The 18,095-nt window shown below is 46.3% G+C and carries 15 protein-coding genes and 1 pseudogene; 6 read left to right on the top strand and 10 right to left on the bottom strand.

Translation table 11 applies throughout. The annotated features are described in order from the left end of the window. Positions 1 to 42 precede the first annotated feature (42 nt). The 3 genes from gldG (at position 43) to ACYVGO_RS06335 (ending at position 2,470) form a co-directional block, all read left to right on the top strand. Complete coding sequence (gldG, locus tag ACYVGO_RS06345) at positions 43 to 1,710, top strand: gliding motility-associated ABC transporter substrate-binding protein GldG (protein WP_460968412.1); 1,668 nt, start codon at positions 43 to 45, stop codon at positions 1,708 to 1,710. 69 nt (positions 1,711 to 1,779) lie between these two features. Further along, on the top strand, positions 1,780 to 1,977 hold the full coding sequence (locus ACYVGO_RS06340) for a hypothetical protein (RefSeq protein WP_460968410.1): 198 nt from the start codon (positions 1,780 to 1,782) through the stop codon (positions 1,975 to 1,977). Further along, on the top strand, positions 1,949 to 2,470 hold the full coding sequence (locus ACYVGO_RS06335; RefSeq protein WP_460968408.1) for a DUF6169 family protein: 522 nt from the start codon (positions 1,949 to 1,951) through the stop codon (positions 2,468 to 2,470). Before ACYVGO_RS06340 ends, ACYVGO_RS06335 begins: the two co-directional genes overlap by 29 nt. Before the next feature lie 11 nt (positions 2,471 to 2,481). On the opposite strand, the gene ACYVGO_RS06330 is transcribed toward ACYVGO_RS06335, so the two are convergent. Continuing rightward, positions 2,482 to 4,164, bottom strand: coding sequence for a complex I subunit 4 family protein (locus tag ACYVGO_RS06330; protein WP_460968405.1), 1,683 nt, complete (start codon positions 4,162 to 4,164; stop codon positions 2,482 to 2,484). Positions 4,165 to 4,171: 7 nt separating this feature from the next. Next, positions 4,172 to 6,079, bottom strand: a complete 1,908-nt coding sequence (locus ACYVGO_RS06325) for an NADH-quinone oxidoreductase subunit 5 family protein (protein WP_460968403.1) — start codon at positions 6,077 to 6,079, stop codon at positions 4,172 to 4,174. 344 nt (positions 6,080 to 6,423) lie between these two features. Here ACYVGO_RS06325 and ACYVGO_RS06320 point away from each other — a divergent pair, with 344 nt between their 5' ends. After that, positions 6,424 to 7,320: a phytanoyl-CoA dioxygenase family protein gene (locus ACYVGO_RS06320; protein WP_460968401.1), complete on the top strand. Its 897-nt coding sequence runs from the start codon at positions 6,424 to 6,426 to the stop codon at positions 7,318 to 7,320. 19 nt (positions 7,321 to 7,339) lie between these two features. Here the strand turns inward: ACYVGO_RS06320 and ACYVGO_RS06315 are convergent, their stop codons facing one another. The 5 genes from ACYVGO_RS06315 to ACYVGO_RS06295 all read right to left on the bottom strand — a co-directional run bounded on the left by ACYVGO_RS06315 (position 7,340) and on the right by ACYVGO_RS06295 (position 12,818). Further along, positions 7,340 to 7,948 carry a 2OG-Fe(II) oxygenase gene (locus tag ACYVGO_RS06315; protein WP_460968399.1) on the bottom strand — a complete coding sequence of 203 codons (609 nt, stop codon included), beginning with the start codon at positions 7,946 to 7,948 and terminating at the stop codon, positions 7,340 to 7,342. Further along, entirely contained in the window at positions 7,945 to 8,256 is a 312-nt protein-coding gene (gene nuoK, locus ACYVGO_RS06310; RefSeq protein ID WP_142776060.1) for an NADH-quinone oxidoreductase subunit NuoK, read from the bottom strand. The genes ACYVGO_RS06315 and nuoK overlap by 4 nt, the downstream gene beginning before the upstream one ends. Beyond that, positions 8,243 to 8,800, bottom strand: a complete 558-nt coding sequence (locus ACYVGO_RS06305) for an NADH-quinone oxidoreductase subunit J family protein (RefSeq protein ID WP_142776061.1) — start codon at positions 8,798 to 8,800, stop codon at positions 8,243 to 8,245. The genes nuoK and ACYVGO_RS06305 overlap by 14 nt, the downstream gene beginning before the upstream one ends. A gap of 21 nt (positions 8,801 to 8,821) precedes the next feature. After that, positions 8,822 to 10,318, bottom strand: coding sequence for a 4Fe-4S dicluster domain-containing protein (locus ACYVGO_RS06300; protein WP_460968397.1), 1,497 nt, complete (start codon positions 10,316 to 10,318; stop codon positions 8,822 to 8,824). A gap of 94 nt (positions 10,319 to 10,412) precedes the next feature. Next, positions 10,413 to 12,818, bottom strand: a complete 2,406-nt coding sequence (locus tag ACYVGO_RS06295) for an alpha-ketoacid dehydrogenase subunit alpha/beta (protein ID WP_460968395.1) — start codon at positions 12,816 to 12,818, stop codon at positions 10,413 to 10,415. Between the two features lie 243 nt (positions 12,819 to 13,061). Between ACYVGO_RS06295 and ACYVGO_RS06290 the strand changes: the two genes are divergently transcribed. Both ACYVGO_RS06290 and ACYVGO_RS06285 read left to right on the top strand, forming a co-directional pair. Continuing rightward, positions 13,062 to 13,517, top strand: coding sequence for a DUF1573 domain-containing protein (locus ACYVGO_RS06290; protein WP_142776064.1), 456 nt, complete (start codon positions 13,062 to 13,064; stop codon positions 13,515 to 13,517). 307 nt (positions 13,518 to 13,824) lie between these two features. Further along, positions 13,825 to 14,730: a prohibitin family protein gene (locus ACYVGO_RS06285; RefSeq protein WP_460968392.1), complete on the top strand. Its 906-nt coding sequence runs from the start codon at positions 13,825 to 13,827 to the stop codon at positions 14,728 to 14,730. Between the two features lie 85 nt (positions 14,731 to 14,815). On the opposite strand, the gene ACYVGO_RS06280 is transcribed toward ACYVGO_RS06285, so the two are convergent. The 3 genes and pseudogenes from ACYVGO_RS06280 to ACYVGO_RS06270 form a co-directional block, all read right to left on the bottom strand. Continuing rightward, entirely contained in the window at positions 14,816 to 15,739 is a 924-nt protein-coding gene (locus ACYVGO_RS06280) for an alpha/beta hydrolase (protein ID WP_460968390.1), read from the bottom strand. A gap of 70 nt (positions 15,740 to 15,809) precedes the next feature. Beyond that, positions 15,810 to 17,060, bottom strand: a complete 1,251-nt coding sequence (locus tag ACYVGO_RS06275) for a serine hydrolase domain-containing protein (RefSeq protein WP_460968388.1) — start codon at positions 17,058 to 17,060, stop codon at positions 15,810 to 15,812. Positions 17,061 to 17,193: 133 nt separating this feature from the next. Continuing rightward, positions 17,194 to 18,095, bottom strand: a pseudogene (locus tag ACYVGO_RS06270) (capsule assembly Wzi family protein); the annotation flags it as partial.

The following is an 18,095-nucleotide window of genomic DNA, read 5'->3' as shown; positions in this document are numbered from 1 at the left end:
TAATAAATATATGGGTCATGTTGTTCCGTCGTTATAGTCCGTATGAAATCTGCAGTATCACGCACACTTCTTGTCGTTGCGGCATTAATTGCCGTCAATTTGCTATCGGCATTCGTATTTTTCCGACTCGATTTAACCCAGGAGAAACGCTACACGCTTTCAGAAGCCACACAGACGCTCCTAGCCAGCTTACCAGACGACATTCACGTCGATGTCTATTTAACAGGTGATTTACCGCCCGGCTTCAAACGGCTTGAAAATGCGGTTCGTGAGACGTTGGATGGGTTTCAAGCTGAAGCTGGTAAACGAGTCACCTATCGATTTATCAATCCAGATGCAGTTTCCACTCCTGACGAAAAAAATAAACTGATCGACAAACTACAACAGAAGGGTCTGTTGCCCACTAATCTGTACGCCAGTGAAGGCGGGAAACGAACAGAGAAATTAGTCTTTCCAGGCGCTATTATTTCCTATAAAGGTAAAGAATCGGCGGTTGAGCTATTGAAAGGTAATAAAGCAGCTTCGCCAGAAGAGCAGTTAAACCAGTCATATGAGGGAGTTGAGTTTCAGCTGGCTTCGGCCATTCGAAAGCTGACACAGACTGAAGAAAATCGTAAGCGGATAGGCTTGTTGTACGGGCATACTCAGGTACCTCCCTCCCGTTTCTCCGATCTGCTGGCATCTGTACAGCAGAACTATGAATTGTATTTTATTGACATGACCAAACCCGGCCCTATTGAAAATCTCGATCTGGTATTGGTACCGAAACCCGACAGGGTCTTTTCGGAAGATGAAATTTTCAAGCTGGATCAATTTGTCGTTCATGGTGGCCGGGCATTATTTTTTGTAGATGGTCAGCGTGTCGACAGTGTTAGCAACGAAGGCACCTATGCGCAACCCCTGAGCTTAAATCTGGACGATCTATTTTTTCGCTGGGGTGTTCGTATCAACCGCGATGTTGTGAAGGATTTATACTGTGCCACCATTCCGCTCAATGTGGGTAATCTTGGCGATAAACCTAATATCCAACTGGTTCCTTGGCGGTTTTATCCGCGACTCAACAACTTTGGCACGTCTGATAATCCGATTGTACGAAACCTGGATGCGGTGCTGGGCCGGTTCGTGAGTACACTCGATACGGTTCGATCAGTGGGTATTCAGAAAACGCCCCTGCTCTTAACGTCACCTTATACCAATCTCCTGAAAACACCAGCGCTGATTTCTTATAACGAAGCTCGTCAGCAGCCAGACCCACAAACGTATACAGGCGGAACCCGACTAATCGGTTGTTTGCTGGAAGGGAAATTCCAATCCCTGTTTGCCAACCGAATTCTACCCGGCGACCCACGTGCCACTGGCTTTAAAGCAGAAGGTGTAGCCTCCCGAATTTTGATCTGCTCTGACGGCGACCTGATTGTAAACGATGTCGATTACAAACGCCAAACGCCCTACCCACTTGGCTTTGACCGCTACACCCGCACCACCTATGCCAACAAAGACTTTGCGTTAAACGCCATTGATTATCTCGTTGACCCAACCGGGGTCATTGCCGCCCGCAACCGAACCGTAACGTTGCGCCCCCTGGATAAAATTCGCGTAGATAGCAGTCGTACAAGCTGGCAGTTGCTGAATCTGTTAGGACCAATCGCCTTACTGGGTATTGTAGGCGTAGTTTGGCAGATGGCTCGACGCCGACAATTTGGGCGTTGAACGAAGCTGGCCTTCTAACCGTTTTCAAGTTGTTTAGTCTATCTTTATCTGAAAACTAAGCCATTACGGATGGAAACCAACCCGCATCAACCTATTCCTGAGCGTACTGCTCATGAACGTGCCGTGGCCATTATGAAGCGGCTTGTGGCTGATAAGCAACAGGCCGAGAAAGACATCGTTGAAAACTTTCACACAGACCCCCTGATTCAGGCAGCAGTGGCCGAACTAAAACGAAGACGTGACGAACGTGGAACAGCAGCCATCTAAGTATGATTTTCTGTTCGTTGGTGGCGAACGAAATACCTACACGTTCCTTACAGATTTATTAATCACTTACGAAATTCAATTTAAGCCAACGCCTTATTTATTTGGCGAAGACTTTGTATTGTCAGAAGAAATTGTCGAATTAGTTATCAAAGTAGCCGATAACCCAATAGGGAAACGGCCACCATTTGATTCGCTCATTGCCCCAACGGTAGCAGCTATCATCAATGATTTTTATCAAAAAAGTAGCTTAACAATTACCATATTTATTTGCGATACGGCTGATCGGAAACACGAAGCTCGCTGGCGAAAATTCAACCGCTGGTACGATCATTTTGCGGCTACAGATTATATACGTATCGACGACGCTTTTCGCGACACAAAAGAGCAATTGCTTTACCACTGTGCCTTGATTGCCAAAAACGAGAACCCGTATCTTCGTGAGGTTAGCTTAGCTTTTCTTGGCCTGATGGCTGATTTTAAAGCAGGTAAATAGCCAATTTTTCTTTACTCCACCGCAAACATCAGTAACCATTGTCCTACCGTTGCGCTGGAAAGATTAAAAATCAGGTTCGGAAATAAGCCTAGTAATAACGCTAAAACGCCCAGCGGAATCAGCATTAGCTTTTCGTGAATAGTCAAATCAGCGAGTACGGATGTTGGGCCAGCCTGTATCTCGAAAGGCCGAACCCAGGTAGAGCCAAAAAACATACGTTGGAGTGTCCAGAGGAAATAGGCGGCTGCCAGCAAAATACCCGTAGTGGCAATGGCCGTCATCCAGCCTGGCAGCCAATCTGACTGAAAACTGCCCATAAGCGTGAACAATTCGCCCACAAAACCCGAAAAGCCCGGCAAACCCAGCGAAGCAAAAAATGCAATGGCGGTTATGGTCGTATACTGGGGCATGGGCTGCATCAATCCCCGATACGAGTCAATCTGACGGTCATGGGTACGATCATAAAGAACGCCGACAATCAGGAACAGCATAGCCGACAGTACACCATGGCTCACCATCTGGTAGACGGCCCCGTTGATACCTTCAGCCGTGAGTGAAGACACACCCAATAGAACAAAGCCCATGTGCGATACGGACGAGTAGGCGATCATCTTTTTAAGATCGGTTTGTGCCAGCGCATTTAATCCCCCGTATACAATTGATAGCACGCCTAAACCGCCCAGTGTTTGCGCATATTCGGCGGCACCATCGGGAAAGAAATCCCAAACAATCCGCAAGAAACCATACCCCCCTATTTTCAGCAATACACCTGCCAGAACCACCGATACGGGCGTAGGGGCTTCAACGTGGGCATCGGGTAACCAGGTATGCACGGGTACAATCGGCAACTTAATTGCAAAGCCAATAAACACAGCCCAAAACGCCAGCATCCGGGCAGGCAATCCAAATATTATTGGTTCAGCGGCAGGATTCAGAAACGCGTTGGGCAGGTAATTGCTACCATCAGCCAGGTAACGCATATCGAACGTATGGACGATCTGCGATGAATTGAGTTGTCCGTTTTGTAGGTAGGTCTGTAACGTACGAACGATATCATCGGTCACTGCCGATGGGTCGGCTGCTAACCCAGCCACTACTGCTGTACTCACCGGATCCATGACGGACAGATACAATCCAATCATAACCAGCAGAATCAACAGCGACCCCAGTAAGGTGTAAAGAAAAAACTTGATTGACGCATATTCCCGGCGTGGGCCACCCCAAAGGCCGATCAGGAAGTACATCGGCAGGAGCATGAACTCAAAAAACAGGAAGAACAGAAAGAAATCGAGGGCCACAAAGCACCCCATGATCGTGCCCGTAAGCAAAAGATAAAGCGAATAATAAGCTCTATGCCGAGTTTTAATAGTTGTCCAGGAGGAAAGCACACCCACCAGCATAACCACTGCCGATAGCACGACTAATGGTAAACTTATACCGTCTACCCCAACTAAATAGTCAATTGACGCAATTCCAAGACTGCCAAGTGGCAGTGTAATCCAATTAGCCTGTTCAAGAAGTTGATAACCCGTAACGGACGTGTTGAATGTTACATATGCTGCGCCCGCCAAAAATACCTCGGCAAGTGTGATCACCAGGGCAATCCAATGGAACGGTTTCGTTTGCTGACCGGGCAGCAAAGCCACGATGAGCGAACCGAGTAACGGAAGAAAAATAAGTAGCGAAAGAATCATAAAGACGTTACAGAATCCACCAAAGTACCAATAGTAAACCAACCACGGCCGCCGTAATGTACGATTGTATCTGACCATTCTGTACAGATCGCGTTAGTCGGCCCAATTGGCTAGCCAGCCAGGCCATCCCATTCACCAGCCCATCGACAAACGATCGGTCAACAACACGGGACAAATGAGCCAGAACAACCGTTGATACACCCGCGCCATTCACTAATCCATCAATAATACGCTTATCCATTCGGTTCAGAAGTGACGCCAGCTTACGCGTTGGATTAATCACTATATAATGGTAACCTACATCCAGAAAACCATACGAGAGCGAAAGTTGGACAAATATAGAATTGGCATTGGGTTCAGCGATTCGGAAACCAATCCAGCCACCCAGTATGACCAGTCCAATAGAAACCGGCACCAACCACCAAAAGGAGATTACTTCAACGGTTGGAAATAGGCCAAAGAACCAACTACCATGTGCTGAAAGTGGATTTATTGAAAACCAGATTCCAATTGATAAAGCCGCCAACAGAACTACTGGCCCACGCATGAGCCAGTCCGGCTCGTGTGCACGAGTTAGGGGTATATCCCCATTACGGTACGTGCCAAAGAAAATGAGTCGCCACTGACGTGCCATATAGAGTGCTGTCAGTCCTGATGACAACAAAAGCAAGACCGGAATAAAATAGGATAGTTTAGCCTCCTGATCCGCTGCCCAACCGAATGCGCCACCCAAAATCACCTCCTTCGACAGAAAGCCAGAAAACAAGGGTAGGCCCGCTAATGCGGCAGCACAGATCGTATAGCCAATAAACGTAGTCGATAAAACTCGTCGTAAGCCCCCCATTTGTCGCATATCCTGGGTATGCACGGCGTGAATAACTGCCCCTGCACTCAGAAATAGTCCGGCTTTAAAAAATGCATGGGTCAACAAATGAAACATGGCTCCGCTTACGTTTCCGGTTCCCATAGCCGCAACCATGAGCCCCAATTGTGATACCGTAGAGAAGGCTAGTACTTTCTTAATATCCGTCTGAAAAAGGGCAGAATACCCGCCCCAAATTGTCGTAATCGTGCCAATCAAGGCAACTACGACTAAGGCATCGGGGGAGAGTAATGGGTGAATTCGGGCGAGCAGAAAAATTCCTGCTGCTACCATGGTAGCGGCATGTAACAGGGCTGACACAGGCGTAGGTCCTTCCATAGCATCAGGAAGCCAGGTCAGTAATGGAAACTGCGCTGATTTACCAATGCAACCCATAAAGAGACAGAGTCCCAGCGCAGTAGGCAAAACTACCCCTTCACTTTTAAGTGCCAGGGCAGAGAAATCAAGCGTACCGAAGTAATTGTAGGTTAGAAAAATGCCAACCAGGAACCCAATATCTCCAACCCGATTCATCAGGAATGCTTTTTTAGCTGCTTTCGATGCTGCCTGACGTTCGGCATAAAAACCGATTAGCAGATAGGAAGCCAGGCCAACTAGCTCCCAAAAGGCATACATGACGAGTAGATTACCCGCCAGAACAATGCCTAACATAGCCCCAATGAACAATTGCAGATACCCAAAATAACGGCGCAATTTCGGCTCATCGTGCAAGTAGGAGAGGGAATAAATCTCTACTAACAAGGCCACAAAATGCACCAGGACTAACATCATGGCAGCCATTGCATCGACCCGGAGCGTCATTGGGAACGATATACCCGACAAAATCGCCCAATCTGCCTGAATCGTTAAGGATTGATTTGGCAATTGTAAAGCCAGGGCAACCGATAAAATCAGCCCTAGGCCAGTCAGTACAATAGCCAATAAGCCCGCTGTCCGTCGACTTGCTCCTGTTAGTATTAGAAACCCGGCAAAAGGCAAGCCTAGCAAGAGAGCAGGTAGCAAATGAATCAGTTGGGGAGTATCGACGGGCATTCGTTGTCAGTCAGAATTGGCCGCAAATATCCCCATTATCCTGTGGGGAAGCAAACTGTTCTAAATACAACTATCCAGCTTTAGCAGAATTTACCAAAATGTCTTTTCTGATTAATCTTTTATATGGATTAATCACTTCCTCATTCCTTTACCCCCCGACGTTGCCTAGTTTATGAAAAGTTATTAAGCTCAGATTTTACAAGTCAAATAATTGGTAAAAAAAAGGGTTAATTTTCTAAAATTATATCTTTATATATTTAATTGTCACTTATTAGCAATATATCATGATAAAATCACTACCAACTAACCTTCCCTAGGTCGAATCCCCATTCTTCAACCAGGAATTGAAACGATCTAGCCTTAATGCAGAACAGGAAAAGCAGGCTCAACAGTATGCTGAGTATGGATATCTGATTTTTGATCCTGAAATTGATGAGTCTATACTTGATGCTGCTCGGCAGGAAGTACAGCCATTTTATGGTAATGAACTTCGCAAACAAGATGCCTGGCTTACGGTTCCTGCAGTACGTCAGATAGCAGCAGCTCCAAAAATTCTGGAGATGTTAAATCTACTCTACAGACGCGAGCCGATACCTTTTCAAACACTTAATTTCCCGGTCGGGACGCAACAACGTACTCACTCTGATTCTATTCATTTCAATTCCATCCCGCAACGATTTATGTGTGGTGTATGGGTAGCTCTTGAAGATGTACATGATAACAATGGTCCTCTTCATTATTATCCAGGCAGTCATAAATTACCTTTCTATGATCTGATTGACCTAGGATTGAAAGGATCGGATGCCAAAACAGTAGACGAGATATATGGTGGGACCTATAAACAATACGAAGAACGACTTAGTGAGGTTATTCAGGCCCACGGATTGAAAAAAGCAATCCTAAATATGCCTAAAGGCAAGGCCATTATCTGGGCTGCGAATCTGCTACACGGAGGTGAAAAAATTCTAACCCCGGGTTCATCGCGTCATAGCCAGGTAACCCATTATTTCTTTGAAAATTGCGTTTATTATACACCTCTACGTTCTGATGCAGCCATAGATAAGCTTTATGTCCGTAAGATTACGAATATCGCGACTGGACAACCAGTTCCTAATACATATTTCGACCAAACTTTAGCGTATGAAGGTGAGGGATATGCCAAACGATTTACGATTCCTGCGTCAATTCTGATGTTAGGGCAATATATACCTAAGTTTATGCTTCGAATGTTGAAACGGTAAACCAACCCTTTGTCAAAAATTAGCCAGTTTTCAGCCAGCCAGTTATACTTAGTCGTTCACGAGTGGCGGGCAGCACCTCGTGTTCGAGTCGTCCACTTTCAAAACACACCAGCCGTCCAGCGGTTGGGGCAATTGTCAGTTGTCGCTCGGAGTTGCTATCGGAATCCGGCAGATAGAGCGCTAATTGCCCCCCGTCGGTTTCTTTCCAATCTATATTAAGATAACAGATAACAGATAGTTTTCGGCGCGAATCGCTTCGAAACTGGTCTAGATGGCGTTTGTAAAACGTGCCAGCCGGGTAGCGAGCGTAGTGAAACTCGAACTCCCGTAAACCCAGATAACAAGTCTGATTGGCGTACTGAACAAACTCACCAATACGTTGCAAAAAAGCAGTTTCGTCCGGAGTGGCTGTAGCTTCGTCGATCCATAAGATCTCATCACCCCGAATTGCATTTTCAACTAGTACCTGCTGATTACCGATACCGGCCGCCCGAAACTGTCCAGCAATATGGCGCTCGTGTAGTCGATTAGCCAGTGCTTTGACTTCGCCCAAACTCAGGAAATCGTCTACGATTCCGTAACCGTGCGTAACTATGCCATCAATGATAGGTTCAAAAAGTGGATTCATTGTTTCAGTTCATTCAACTCATCCAACTGCGCCGTTCGGAAATGACGGTATACCTGTAAGACAATGGCCAGAGCAACTGCTGACTCCGCTGCTGCTACGACCATAACGAATAAGGCTAGCATTTGCCCTTGTAAGCGGTCAGGGTCATATTGGCTAAATGCAACAAGATTAATATTTACGCCATTGAGCATTAGCTCAATACCCATAAGTACGACGATTACATGGCGTTTTACGAGCACAACCGCGAGCCCAATACTGAACAAAGCCGCGCCTACGATCAAAAATAAATGACTATCAACGGGTTCCATTACGAGCTAATTTTGCCAGTGGAGAAGCCAGGTAAGTAGCCCCCACGAGAGCGGCTAATAGTAGAATACCTGCCAGTTCAAACGGAACGACATATTCGGTCATAAGTTGCTTACCAATCGTGTTCACTGTGCTCTGCCAGCCAACGGGTTGATTTAATAGAGCAAAATTTGCCCGAACCAGTAGCGTAAACAAAGCAACAAACAAGCTGCCTGCTACCAATACCGCTAGTACCCATCCTGACCAACTCCCAGAGCGATTCAACGATGCAATCCGGTTGGGTTGCTGGCTAGTTACATCCCCCGGAGGCTCAGGTTTGTGCGTGAGCATAACCCCAAAGATCACCAATACCAACACGCCCCCCACATAAATCATAATCTGGGCAATGGCCAGAAAATCAGCACTTGCTAATACGAACAATCCGGCTACACCAAGCAATGTTAGCAGCAAAAAAAAGGCTGCATAAAGCACATTACGAGTGAATAAAACTGCCAATGCCCCCACAATACTCAGACTAGCAAAGGCATAAAACGCAAGTTGGATCACAAATTTGTCGATTTTGTTTAGTTACTCTGCCTGTTCACTGTCAGGCTTAGCCTTGGGTTTCATCGTTGGCCGAAAGGCCGGTTTCGGCTTAGGCGGTTGTTCAACCATCGGAACATCAACTATATCACCAGCACCTTCAGTTGTAGCCACAATGTTTTCTACGTTAGGCTCTACTGCGTCAGTTTTAGGCGCTACCTTCGGTTTCATGGTTGGCCGAAAGGCCGCTGGTTTTGCCACTGGCGCATCCGATGGTGTCACGTTCAACGATTCATCTATTGGCTCCTCCACTGGCTTTACGGGCTTCATGGTTGGCCGGAAAGCAACTGGCTTGGGTTTTGCTTCGGAGACTACAGGAGGCTCTAGTTTCGGCTCTTCCTGTTTTGTTACTGTCGACTTCATCGTTGGCCGAAATGCCGGTTTCGGTTTGGGCGGTTCTGAGGTTGACAAAGGCTCTGGCTCTTTTACCGGCGGTTTCATTGTCGGCCGGAAGCCTGCTGGCTTCACACTCGGCTTGGGTGTTACTGGCTCCGCTTCTAATGGAGATTCAGCACTCGCGTTAGCCTCAGGTGTGGGTGGTTGAGGTGCTCCTCCAGCCGTACCAGGTTTCATCGTTGGCCGAAAAGCGGGCTTTGATACAACTGGCTTTTCGGGCGCTGTTTCCCCTGGTGACACATCGGCAGGCACGTCCGTAACCTTCGTTACAGGCTTTTGAGTCGGTTTAAACACTGGGCGTTTGGTAGTTTCTAGGCCACCCTGTGCAATTTGTTGCATTTCCTGGGGAGTAGCATCCGTCAATGGATGCTCAATGGACGACCCTTCGGAGTTGGCTGGTTCTTTAGGCTCCGCTTTAGGAGCAGGTTTTGCAGTTGGACGAAATACAGGCCGGGCTGGACTGGCTTTAGGAAGTACCGGTTCATCTGGAGCCTGAATTTGTGTTGCTTTTGCAGCTATCTGGGCCGCTTTGGCGGCTTCTTTCTCCACTAAGAACTGTTCGTACAAGGATCGTTTTTCGGTAGCCTGCTCTTCAGTCAGGTTCGAAAAGTTGTAGGTCAGTTTGCCTAGCTCAAATTCACTATAATCGAACTTTTTGTCCATTGTCAGGCACTCAGTAGGACAAACTACCGTACAAAGGCCGCAGTAGCAGCACTTCGCCATGTCAATGTCAAACTTGGCAGCATATAAGCGTATAGGAGACCCATCGGATGCGCGCCCAACTTCTTCAGTGGCTTTTATGGCATCAATTGTTATACAGTCGACCGGGCAAACTTTCGCGCATTTATCACAGACGATACAATCGTCGATTTCATTGCGGAGCCGATAGCGCCCATTATCAGGAATAGGTAGTTGCTCATGCGGATACTGAAGCGTGACCAGCCCATTTTGCAGATCAAAATAGTTATTACTGGCAATGCCCTCTGGTGTTCGGCGATGGGTAGCATTACGGAGATGACGCAACGTTAAACTTAATCCCTTAAGCGTTGTTCGTATACCCGATTGTATGTCCTTAAAGTATGACATGTAGGAATGGTGAACGAGCGAATGATAGAATGACCGAGCCGCCGGTGCGGTGAATAGTTAATGTGAACGTATTCACTCATCCTATCATTCAAAATTAAATTGGGGGAAACCGATCTGGCTCGGCTTCGCTCATCAGTGCATATACGGTTTCAATTACATCATCCACGTTTGGTTTCGAGAAATAATCCCCATCGGAGCCGTAAGGTGGTCGATGCGGTTTTGCCGATAAAGTACGCGGTGCCGAATCTAGGTAACGATACGCATTTTGGCACTCTACAACCTGCTGCATCATATAAGCCGATGCGCCACCAGGAACATCTTCATCAGCAAAAAGTACACGACTCGTTTTTTTAATAGAATCAATGATGCTGTGGTGAACATCAAATGGTAGCAACGTCTGTACATCAATGACTTCAACACCGATACCCATCTGTGCCAATTGACCCGCAGCTTCCATCACAATCCGGCACATCGACCCATAGGTAACTACCGTTACATCAGAACCGGGGCGCAGTATATCAGGAACACCTAGAGGTACGCAAAAGTCGTTTAAGTTATTGGGCAACAGTTCTTTCAGACGATAGCCATTCAAGGATTCAATCAGTAGAGCCGGGTCATCGCCTTTAATGAGTGTATTGTAAAAACCGGCGGCCTGAACCATATTTCGTGGCACGAGTATGTGTAAACCACGCAGGCTACTCAGCATGGTACCCATAGGCGAACCCGAATGCCAGATGCCTTCCAGTCGGTGGCCACGTGTACGTATAATAAGCGGTGCCTTCTGCCCCCCTTTGGTTCGATATAGCAAGGTTGCTAAATCATCGGTCAGCGTTGCTAATGTGTAATACACATAATCGAAATATTGAATCTCGACTATAGGCCGCAGGCCTCGCATAGACATCCCAATACCCTGCCCAATAATAGTTGTTTCACGAATGCCGGTATCGGTAATACGTATTTCACCAAATTTTTCCTGCAAGCCCGCAAAACCCTGATTAACGTCACCAATTTTTCCTACATCTTCGCCCAATGCCACTACGCGCGGGTCGCGGGTAAACAAGCTATCAAAATACCGCTGTAGGATCAGATAACCATCCAGAGCCGGACTATCGTCTGAAAACGTAGGCGATACGGCCTCCACCCGCATGGGTGAATCGGGCGACTCGCTATATAGATGCGAGCTAAACCGGTCATTATTTTCAGCATTCGTACGCTCGAGCCAGGCCTTTAAGCGTTGGCGGGTTGGACCAGCATCGGTTCGTATCAGGCGAAGTGCTTTCCGTATGGCAGCTACTGAATCCCTGCGGATGGGCGTAACCGTTTTTCGGAGCTCCTCCCGAATCGCCATCAATTCGGCTGACTTTGGATTATGTCGGGCGGCTTGTTGAAGTAAATCAAGGGATTCCTCAAAATCAACTTTCATCGAAGCCTGATACGCACTCCAGGCCTCAATACGCGCTTGCTTGGCTGATTTTTTGGCGTCAGTTTCAATCGATTCCAGTTCGTCATCGGAAGCGTATCCGTTTTCCAGGATCCACTGGCGGAACATCCGGTTACAGTCATGTTCCGTCTCCCAATCCAGACGGTCTTTCGACTTATACCGCTCATGAGAACCCGACGATGAATGGCCTTGGGGCTGGGTCAGTTCCTGCACATGAACCAGCACTGGCACATGTTCTTCACGGCAGATATGGGCAGCTTGTTGATAGGTTTCAAACAACCCAACGTAATCCCAGCCTTTTACAGTAAAAATTTCAATGCCTTTATCATTGCCATCTCGCTGAAAACCTGCCAATGCTTTTGATATACTTCCTTTAACCGTCTGATATTCAACAGGAACAGAAATACCATATCCATCATCCCAAACTGACATAAGTAACGGTACCTGCAATACACCGGCTGCGTTCATAGTCTCCCAGAACATACCCTGCGAAGTAGATGCATCGCCAATGGTCGCAAAAACGATTTCATTTCCGTTATGCGAAAAATTTGTCAGATCGGCTAAATCAGGATTATTTCGAAACAGTTTAGACGCATAAGCCAATCCCAGCGAACGAGGGATTTGCCCCGCTGTGGGCGCAATATCGCAGACAGAGTTGTAGAGTTCAGTTTGATTCCGCCATAGCCCTTGTTCATCGAGCCAGCGAGTAGCAAAGTGGCCATTCATAGACCGACCGGCGGTATTAGGTTCTGCCTCCAGATCGGTATGCGCATAGAGCTGGGCAAAAAACTCCGTCCAGCGCAGCTCGCCTAAAGCAGCCACAAAGGTCTGGTCTCGGTAATAGCCAGAGCGAAAATCCCCGCGATTAAATGCACGAGCAGCCGCCAGTTGAGCGAGTTCTTTGCCATCGCCAAAAATGCCGAATTTAGCGCGGCCTCCCATTACATCACGTCTCCCCAACAAACTAACCTGACGACTTTCATACGCCAACCGATAGTCCGATAGGATTTTTTCACGACTTAAAATATCAGTCGAGCGGAGTTGTTCGTTTGCTATCACAACAGAGCTACGGATTGAAATCGTCTAACAATCAATTTATCGATGAAGTGGCTGGCACCGTATACATCGATTACCAAGCGAAAGTAAAAGTAAGATAAAACAAGTCAGCTTTCAAAAAAACGATTTTTTCAGTTTCTTTGTTAACCGAACAACAACCTGCAAGAATTGGCAAAGTGTTTGCTATGATTGAGGTTTGTAAGGGTTAAGCATCTTAACAACCAAATCATAATTCCGTTTAGTCCAATGAAAAAGATTTTTTCACTTTTCGTAGCTTTATTTGTGTTGGTCGCAGTTAGCTACGCCCAAAAAGGAGTTCTGAAATTTGCGAAAGAAACGCACGATTTCGGCAAAGTTGAGCAGGGAAAACCAGTAACGTACGTATTTGAGTTCAAGAATACAGGTACCGATCCGGTTGTTATCAATGATGCACAGGCCTCCTGCGGCTGCACGAAGCCAAGTTGGACTCGCGAACCAGTTATGCCAGGCAAAACGGGTACTGTTTCGGCTACCTTTAATGCTGCTGCTGCCGGCCCATTCAACAAGTCGGTTACGGTAACGAGCAATGCAGAAGCTGGTCAAACAGTTCTGTACCTAAAAGGTGAAGTAGTATCAGCAGCCGCTGCCGCAGAAACTGCCGCTGCTCCTGCTGCCGCTCCTGCTGCTAAAGACAAGAAAAAAGGTACAAAAACTTCACGCTAATCTACTGAAGGGTTAATAGTGTGGTTAAGAAAGGCATCTGGTAGTTTACCGGATGCCTTTTTTTTATGCTCTATCGTCTATTATCAGGCCTTGTAACCGACTGGCTAAGCCAGCATCCGTTCTTCCTATATCAGTTTTTTAAGCACTGATTTTCAGCTACATTTAGGATGTCTTCTGAACAAAAACCGTTTATGACACCGCCCCAACGCCAGTAATGCTGGCCATTTTTTGCCCCTACCCGTATCAGTTCTTAACCATCTAGTTCACTAGTAGTCGTTTGATAGAACGGCTCATCTCCATTTACACTATGTTTTTTATTGTTCTTGGCACTCTAGCGTTAATCGCTGGGTTTGCTATAAATACCCCTGCGCTGACTTTTTCTCGCTTTTCACGGCCAGCTAAAGTGGCTGGCATTATTTTAATTATACTGGGAGCCCTCACGGCCAGCGTCCGACAAATTGATGCCGGACAGGTTGGAATTATTTCGTTGTTCGGTAATGTCAGCGACCGTACGTTAAACTCTGGATTGAACTTCGTTAATCCTCTGGCCAGTGTAACCGAATTTAATTTGCAAACGCAAAATTACACGATGTCGGCAGCCCACGATGAGGGTCAGAAGCAAGGAGACGATGCTATTCGGGTACTCACTGCCGATGGGCTGGAAGTTGTAATCGACCTAACTGTGCTATATCGAGTGGTTGCGGCCGATGCTCCCAGGATCTACCGGGAAATTGGGGAAGATTATACGGACAAAGTTGTTCGCCCAATTACCCGTACGCGTATCCGGGACAACGCGGTTTACTATGATGCTGTGGCTCTTTACTCGACTCGTCGTGATGAGTTCCAAACTCGAATCTATAAAACTATCGAAGCCGACTTCCAGAAACGAGGTCTTCTGCTGGAACAATTGCTGATTCGTAACATAGACCTGCCCGCTTCGGTTAAAAAGTCCATTGAATCAAAAATTAACGCTGAGCAGGATGCCCAAAAAATGCAGTTTGTTCTGCAAAAAGAACGGCAGGAAGCAGAACGGAAACGAGTTGAAGCACAGGGCATTGCTGATTATCAAAAGATCATCTCCACTGGTCTGAGCGATAAACAACTACAATACGAACAAATCAAAGCTCAACGTGAACTGGCAGCGTCACCGAACGCTAAGATCGTGATTATGGGCGCACGTGGGAATGTACCTTTGATACTAAACGATAATTAACACACCGTTTGAGTGAGCTATAGTAAGAAACCCATCTCTCAAGTTTAAGCGCTTGACAGATGGGTTTCTTATTGAATTGATACTCTTATGGTTTCGGAGTTGTCAAGGCTGTCAACCAGGCCTTACAGGCATCTGGCCAGGTATTGAGCGATCCAAATTTTGCTGTGCGCATGCCAAAACCGTGCCCTCCCGTAGGATACAAGTGCATTTCGGCAGGTACTTCGTTTTTCAAGCAAGCTAGGTAAAAGCTTATACTATTTTCGACTGGAACACCTTTATCATTTTCAGCATGCACCAGAAATGTAGGTGGTGTTTGGGGGGTTACCTGCAGCTCATTTGAATAATAAGCAATCAGTTCAGGCGAAGTATTCAGTTTCCCTAATAGTTTATCCCGGGAGCCAGTATGTGCTTTTTCGCCGAATGTAATTACGGGATAAAGTAAAATTGCAAAGTTCGGTTTAGCCAGTTCACTAGCTTTGGGGCCACGATTGTAATGCGTTGCAAGAGTAGCTGCCAGGTGTCCACCCGCCGAGAAGCCCATCACCCCAATTTTAGCAGGGTCAATACCGTAACGACCAGCGCTCTGCCGGATTAGGGTCATACCCTGCATAGCATCCAGTAAGGGCACTTCATGCTGATTGGTCATTATTTCGGGGTTGGGCAATCGGTATTTTAGTACGAAAGCCGCTACACCCATTTCATTGAACCAACGAGCTATATCAGAACCTTCATGACTGGCAGCCAGTATTCCGTATCCTCCACCAGGACAAATCATAACGGCCGCTCCAGTCCCTTTTCCCTTAGCAGGTATGTAGGCCGTTAGGGTTGGCACAGATACATTGCTAATCCGAAGAATACCATTTGCATCTGTTTCTGACTTTTCAGTAATCTTAGCTCCAGCGATTGAATTCGGAATGGCGTCATCTGGCCAAAGCTTAATCACTTCCTGCGATAAGGCAATTTGAGGTAATACAGTGCCAAGAAGCATACTCAATAGAACGAAACGCATAAATAATAACGGCTTAGGAGCCACCATCAAAGTTAATAACTAAAAAAGCCGACCATCAGGCCGGCTCTACTCATATTTCTACCTCAGTATCGGAATCAGATTGTGTAGTATTCGCCCCCCCATGCAATACATCTATTAGTTCCTTCACCCGATAAACGGTCGTGTTATAACGATTTCCGAGGATTATAATCACATATTCATCTTTGGGACTAAACCAAAACATCGAATTATAGCCCTTCCACCAGCCCGAATGATAAATATATTCGGGTTGGTTCGTATCATTTAGCATCATACGGAACCCATACCCATAATTTTTAGCGCCTTTTCGCTCAAAACTACGCGGGATAAAGGCTTCCGCCAGCATTTTTTTCGGTAATAAGCAGTCACCATTCAATGCCCGATACCATCGAAACAAATCGCCGGTGGTGGAATAAATACCCTTATCACCAACAACATCGTCGTAATAATCTTTCGGAATCCGGCGGTTCCGCTGATAGCCTGCGGTTCGATGATGATTAATTGAATCGTTTTTAGTCGTTGCCACAAAGGTCTGGTGCATACCCAGTGGTTCGAAGATTGTCTTATGAATAAATGCCTCGTAGCTCTGACCGGTTACTTTTTCAATGATTGAGGCCAGCACCATATAGTTCGTGTTACTATAACTAAAGCTACGGCCAGGAATATTGTAGGCTTTAGGCGTTGGTTTTACCGTAGCAAACCAGTGCATAATGGTTGCATTGGAGGGATAGGGTTTTTCTTTCTTGTAAAAATTAACCTTCATACTGTCGTCGAAGGCATACTGATAATTAGGCAATCCGCTGCGGTGGCTCAACAACTCGCGAATCGTGATACCATGATAGGGGAAATTTGGATAGAATTTCTGAATCGTATCTTCAAACTTCAGTTTCCCGGCTTCAATCAGTTTCAGCGTACCAACTGCCGTGAATGTCTTCGAGAGCGATGCCAGTTGAAATTTCGAATCGTCGACTAATGTATCACGCTGGTTGCGCTCAAAATGGCCCAGCCCAAAACAATTCTTGTAGAGCACAATACCCTTTTGAGCGACCAACACATTCCCATTCAGCCCCCCCCTTACTTTTTGCTGAAATATTTCATCGATCTGCTGGGTTTTCTTCTCAGCGTTAATCTGCTGACGAATAGCCATTTCTTCGTTTGATGTCAGAGCTTGTCCGTCGGCGCAAGTCCGCATGTCCCGCACCGACCGATTGAGGTTTTTCTGGGAATCCTGTCCACAGGACACGCCCATTCCAACCATGACTAAAACACTTAACCAACTCCACATTTTATTCGTCCACACCATCCCCACGCCCGTTATTCATAGTTATTATATCGACCAAGTTACAGTAAAAATAGGACTGATTTGAGATACTAATCCGTATTTTCCGTTAAAATCATGTGAAAGTTTGTTAATGGTCTCAGGTGTAACGCATTACTTAGAAGCCCCGTCGAGGTGAAATAATCACCGGACGTTTACCGCTCAACAGTCCTGTTTTTCGCAAGCCTATATAAGCCCCTATACTATTGGGCAGCAACTCACCTGCATCTACGGCAAACGAGCCATTCAATATCGTTCCACCAAACAGGTTTAGCGGTACTGAAGCTGTAAACAAGCCAGAGAACTGTGCAGGAATACCAACATAAGGCACTGGGTAAGTTCCAGCATTTCGACTAAATGAAAAGCGTGCTACTATGTCTACCTTATTAAAAACCAAAGCGCTTAAGCCAACGTGAAAGACGCTAACCCGATTGTTAACAATTCCATATCGGAGTTGCAGAGATGAACTTACTTCTTGTTGCGGGGTCAGGAATGGAGTCCCAATCGTACGTCCAAAGTATGTCCAGCCATCAATAAACTGGCTATGATTAAAATAATCATCCCTTCCTCTACGCTTAGGGTCATCAATAATGAAGACATCTCCCCCCTGACTACCCGTAAATAGGTACTCAATTGTGATTTGCCGTAAAAAAAAATTAGCTCCAGTCGAATTCTGACGATTCTTAAGCCGTAGTCCATTAAGGCCATCTTCAATATTTGTACCGTAAAACAATGACCCATCATCATATGGAAATTGTCTGTATACAAAAAGATTCCAATTAGCTAGGTTTATATCTGCCGCTACGTCAAGAGAGCCTAAGTGATTACCAATCCGATTATCTTCAATAGAAGTTAAGTTTTTATCATTTACATAATCAGCTCCTCGCGTTCCTAACACCACTGCCGGAAAGTAGCGAAGAGATGACGGCAATTTTCCATTAACAGATACGACCGGCCCCAAATAACTGGAGTAACCAGCCCAGATAACTTCATGGTTAAAACCGCCATATAACCTGAATT

Source organism: Spirosoma migulaei, assembly GCF_054776855.1.
Note: the sequence above shows the minus strand (reverse complement) of the source record. Positions and strands in the feature narration are given on the sequence as shown.

Excerpts from the sequence above, each read along its gene's own strand:
- ACYVGO_RS06290 (WP_142776064.1), top strand. The coding sequence starts at position 13,062 with ATGAAAAAGATTTTTTCACTTTTCGTAGCTTTATTTGTGTTGGTCGCA.
- ACYVGO_RS06275 (WP_460968388.1), bottom strand. The coding sequence starts at position 17,060 with ATGGTGTGGACGAATAAAATGTGGAGTTGGTTAAGTGTTTTAGTCATG.
- ACYVGO_RS06325 (WP_460968403.1), bottom strand. The coding sequence starts at position 6,079 with ATGCCCGTCGATACTCCCCAACTGATTCATTTGCTACCTGCTCTCTTG.
- ACYVGO_RS06280 (WP_460968390.1), bottom strand. The coding sequence starts at position 15,739 with ATGCGTTTCGTTCTATTGAGTATGCTTCTTGGCACTGTATTACCTCAA.
- ACYVGO_RS06340 (WP_460968410.1), top strand. The coding sequence starts at position 1,780 with ATGGAAACCAACCCGCATCAACCTATTCCTGAGCGTACTGCTCATGAA.
- ACYVGO_RS06330 (WP_460968405.1), bottom strand. The coding sequence starts at position 4,164 with ATGATTCTTTCGCTACTTATTTTTCTTCCGTTACTCGGTTCGCTCATC.
- gldG (WP_460968412.1), top strand. The coding sequence starts at position 43 with ATGAAATCTGCAGTATCACGCACACTTCTTGTCGTTGCGGCATTAATT.
- ACYVGO_RS06285 (WP_460968392.1), top strand. The coding sequence starts at position 13,825 with ATGTTTTTTATTGTTCTTGGCACTCTAGCGTTAATCGCTGGGTTTGCT.
- ACYVGO_RS06300 (WP_460968397.1), bottom strand. The coding sequence starts at position 10,318 with ATGTCATACTTTAAGGACATACAATCGGGTATACGAACAACGCTTAAG.
- ACYVGO_RS06315 (WP_460968399.1), bottom strand. The coding sequence starts at position 7,948 with ATGAATCCACTTTTTGAACCTATCATTGATGGCATAGTTACGCACGGT.
- nuoK (WP_142776060.1), bottom strand. The coding sequence starts at position 8,256 with ATGGAACCCGTTGATAGTCATTTATTTTTGATCGTAGGCGCGGCTTTG.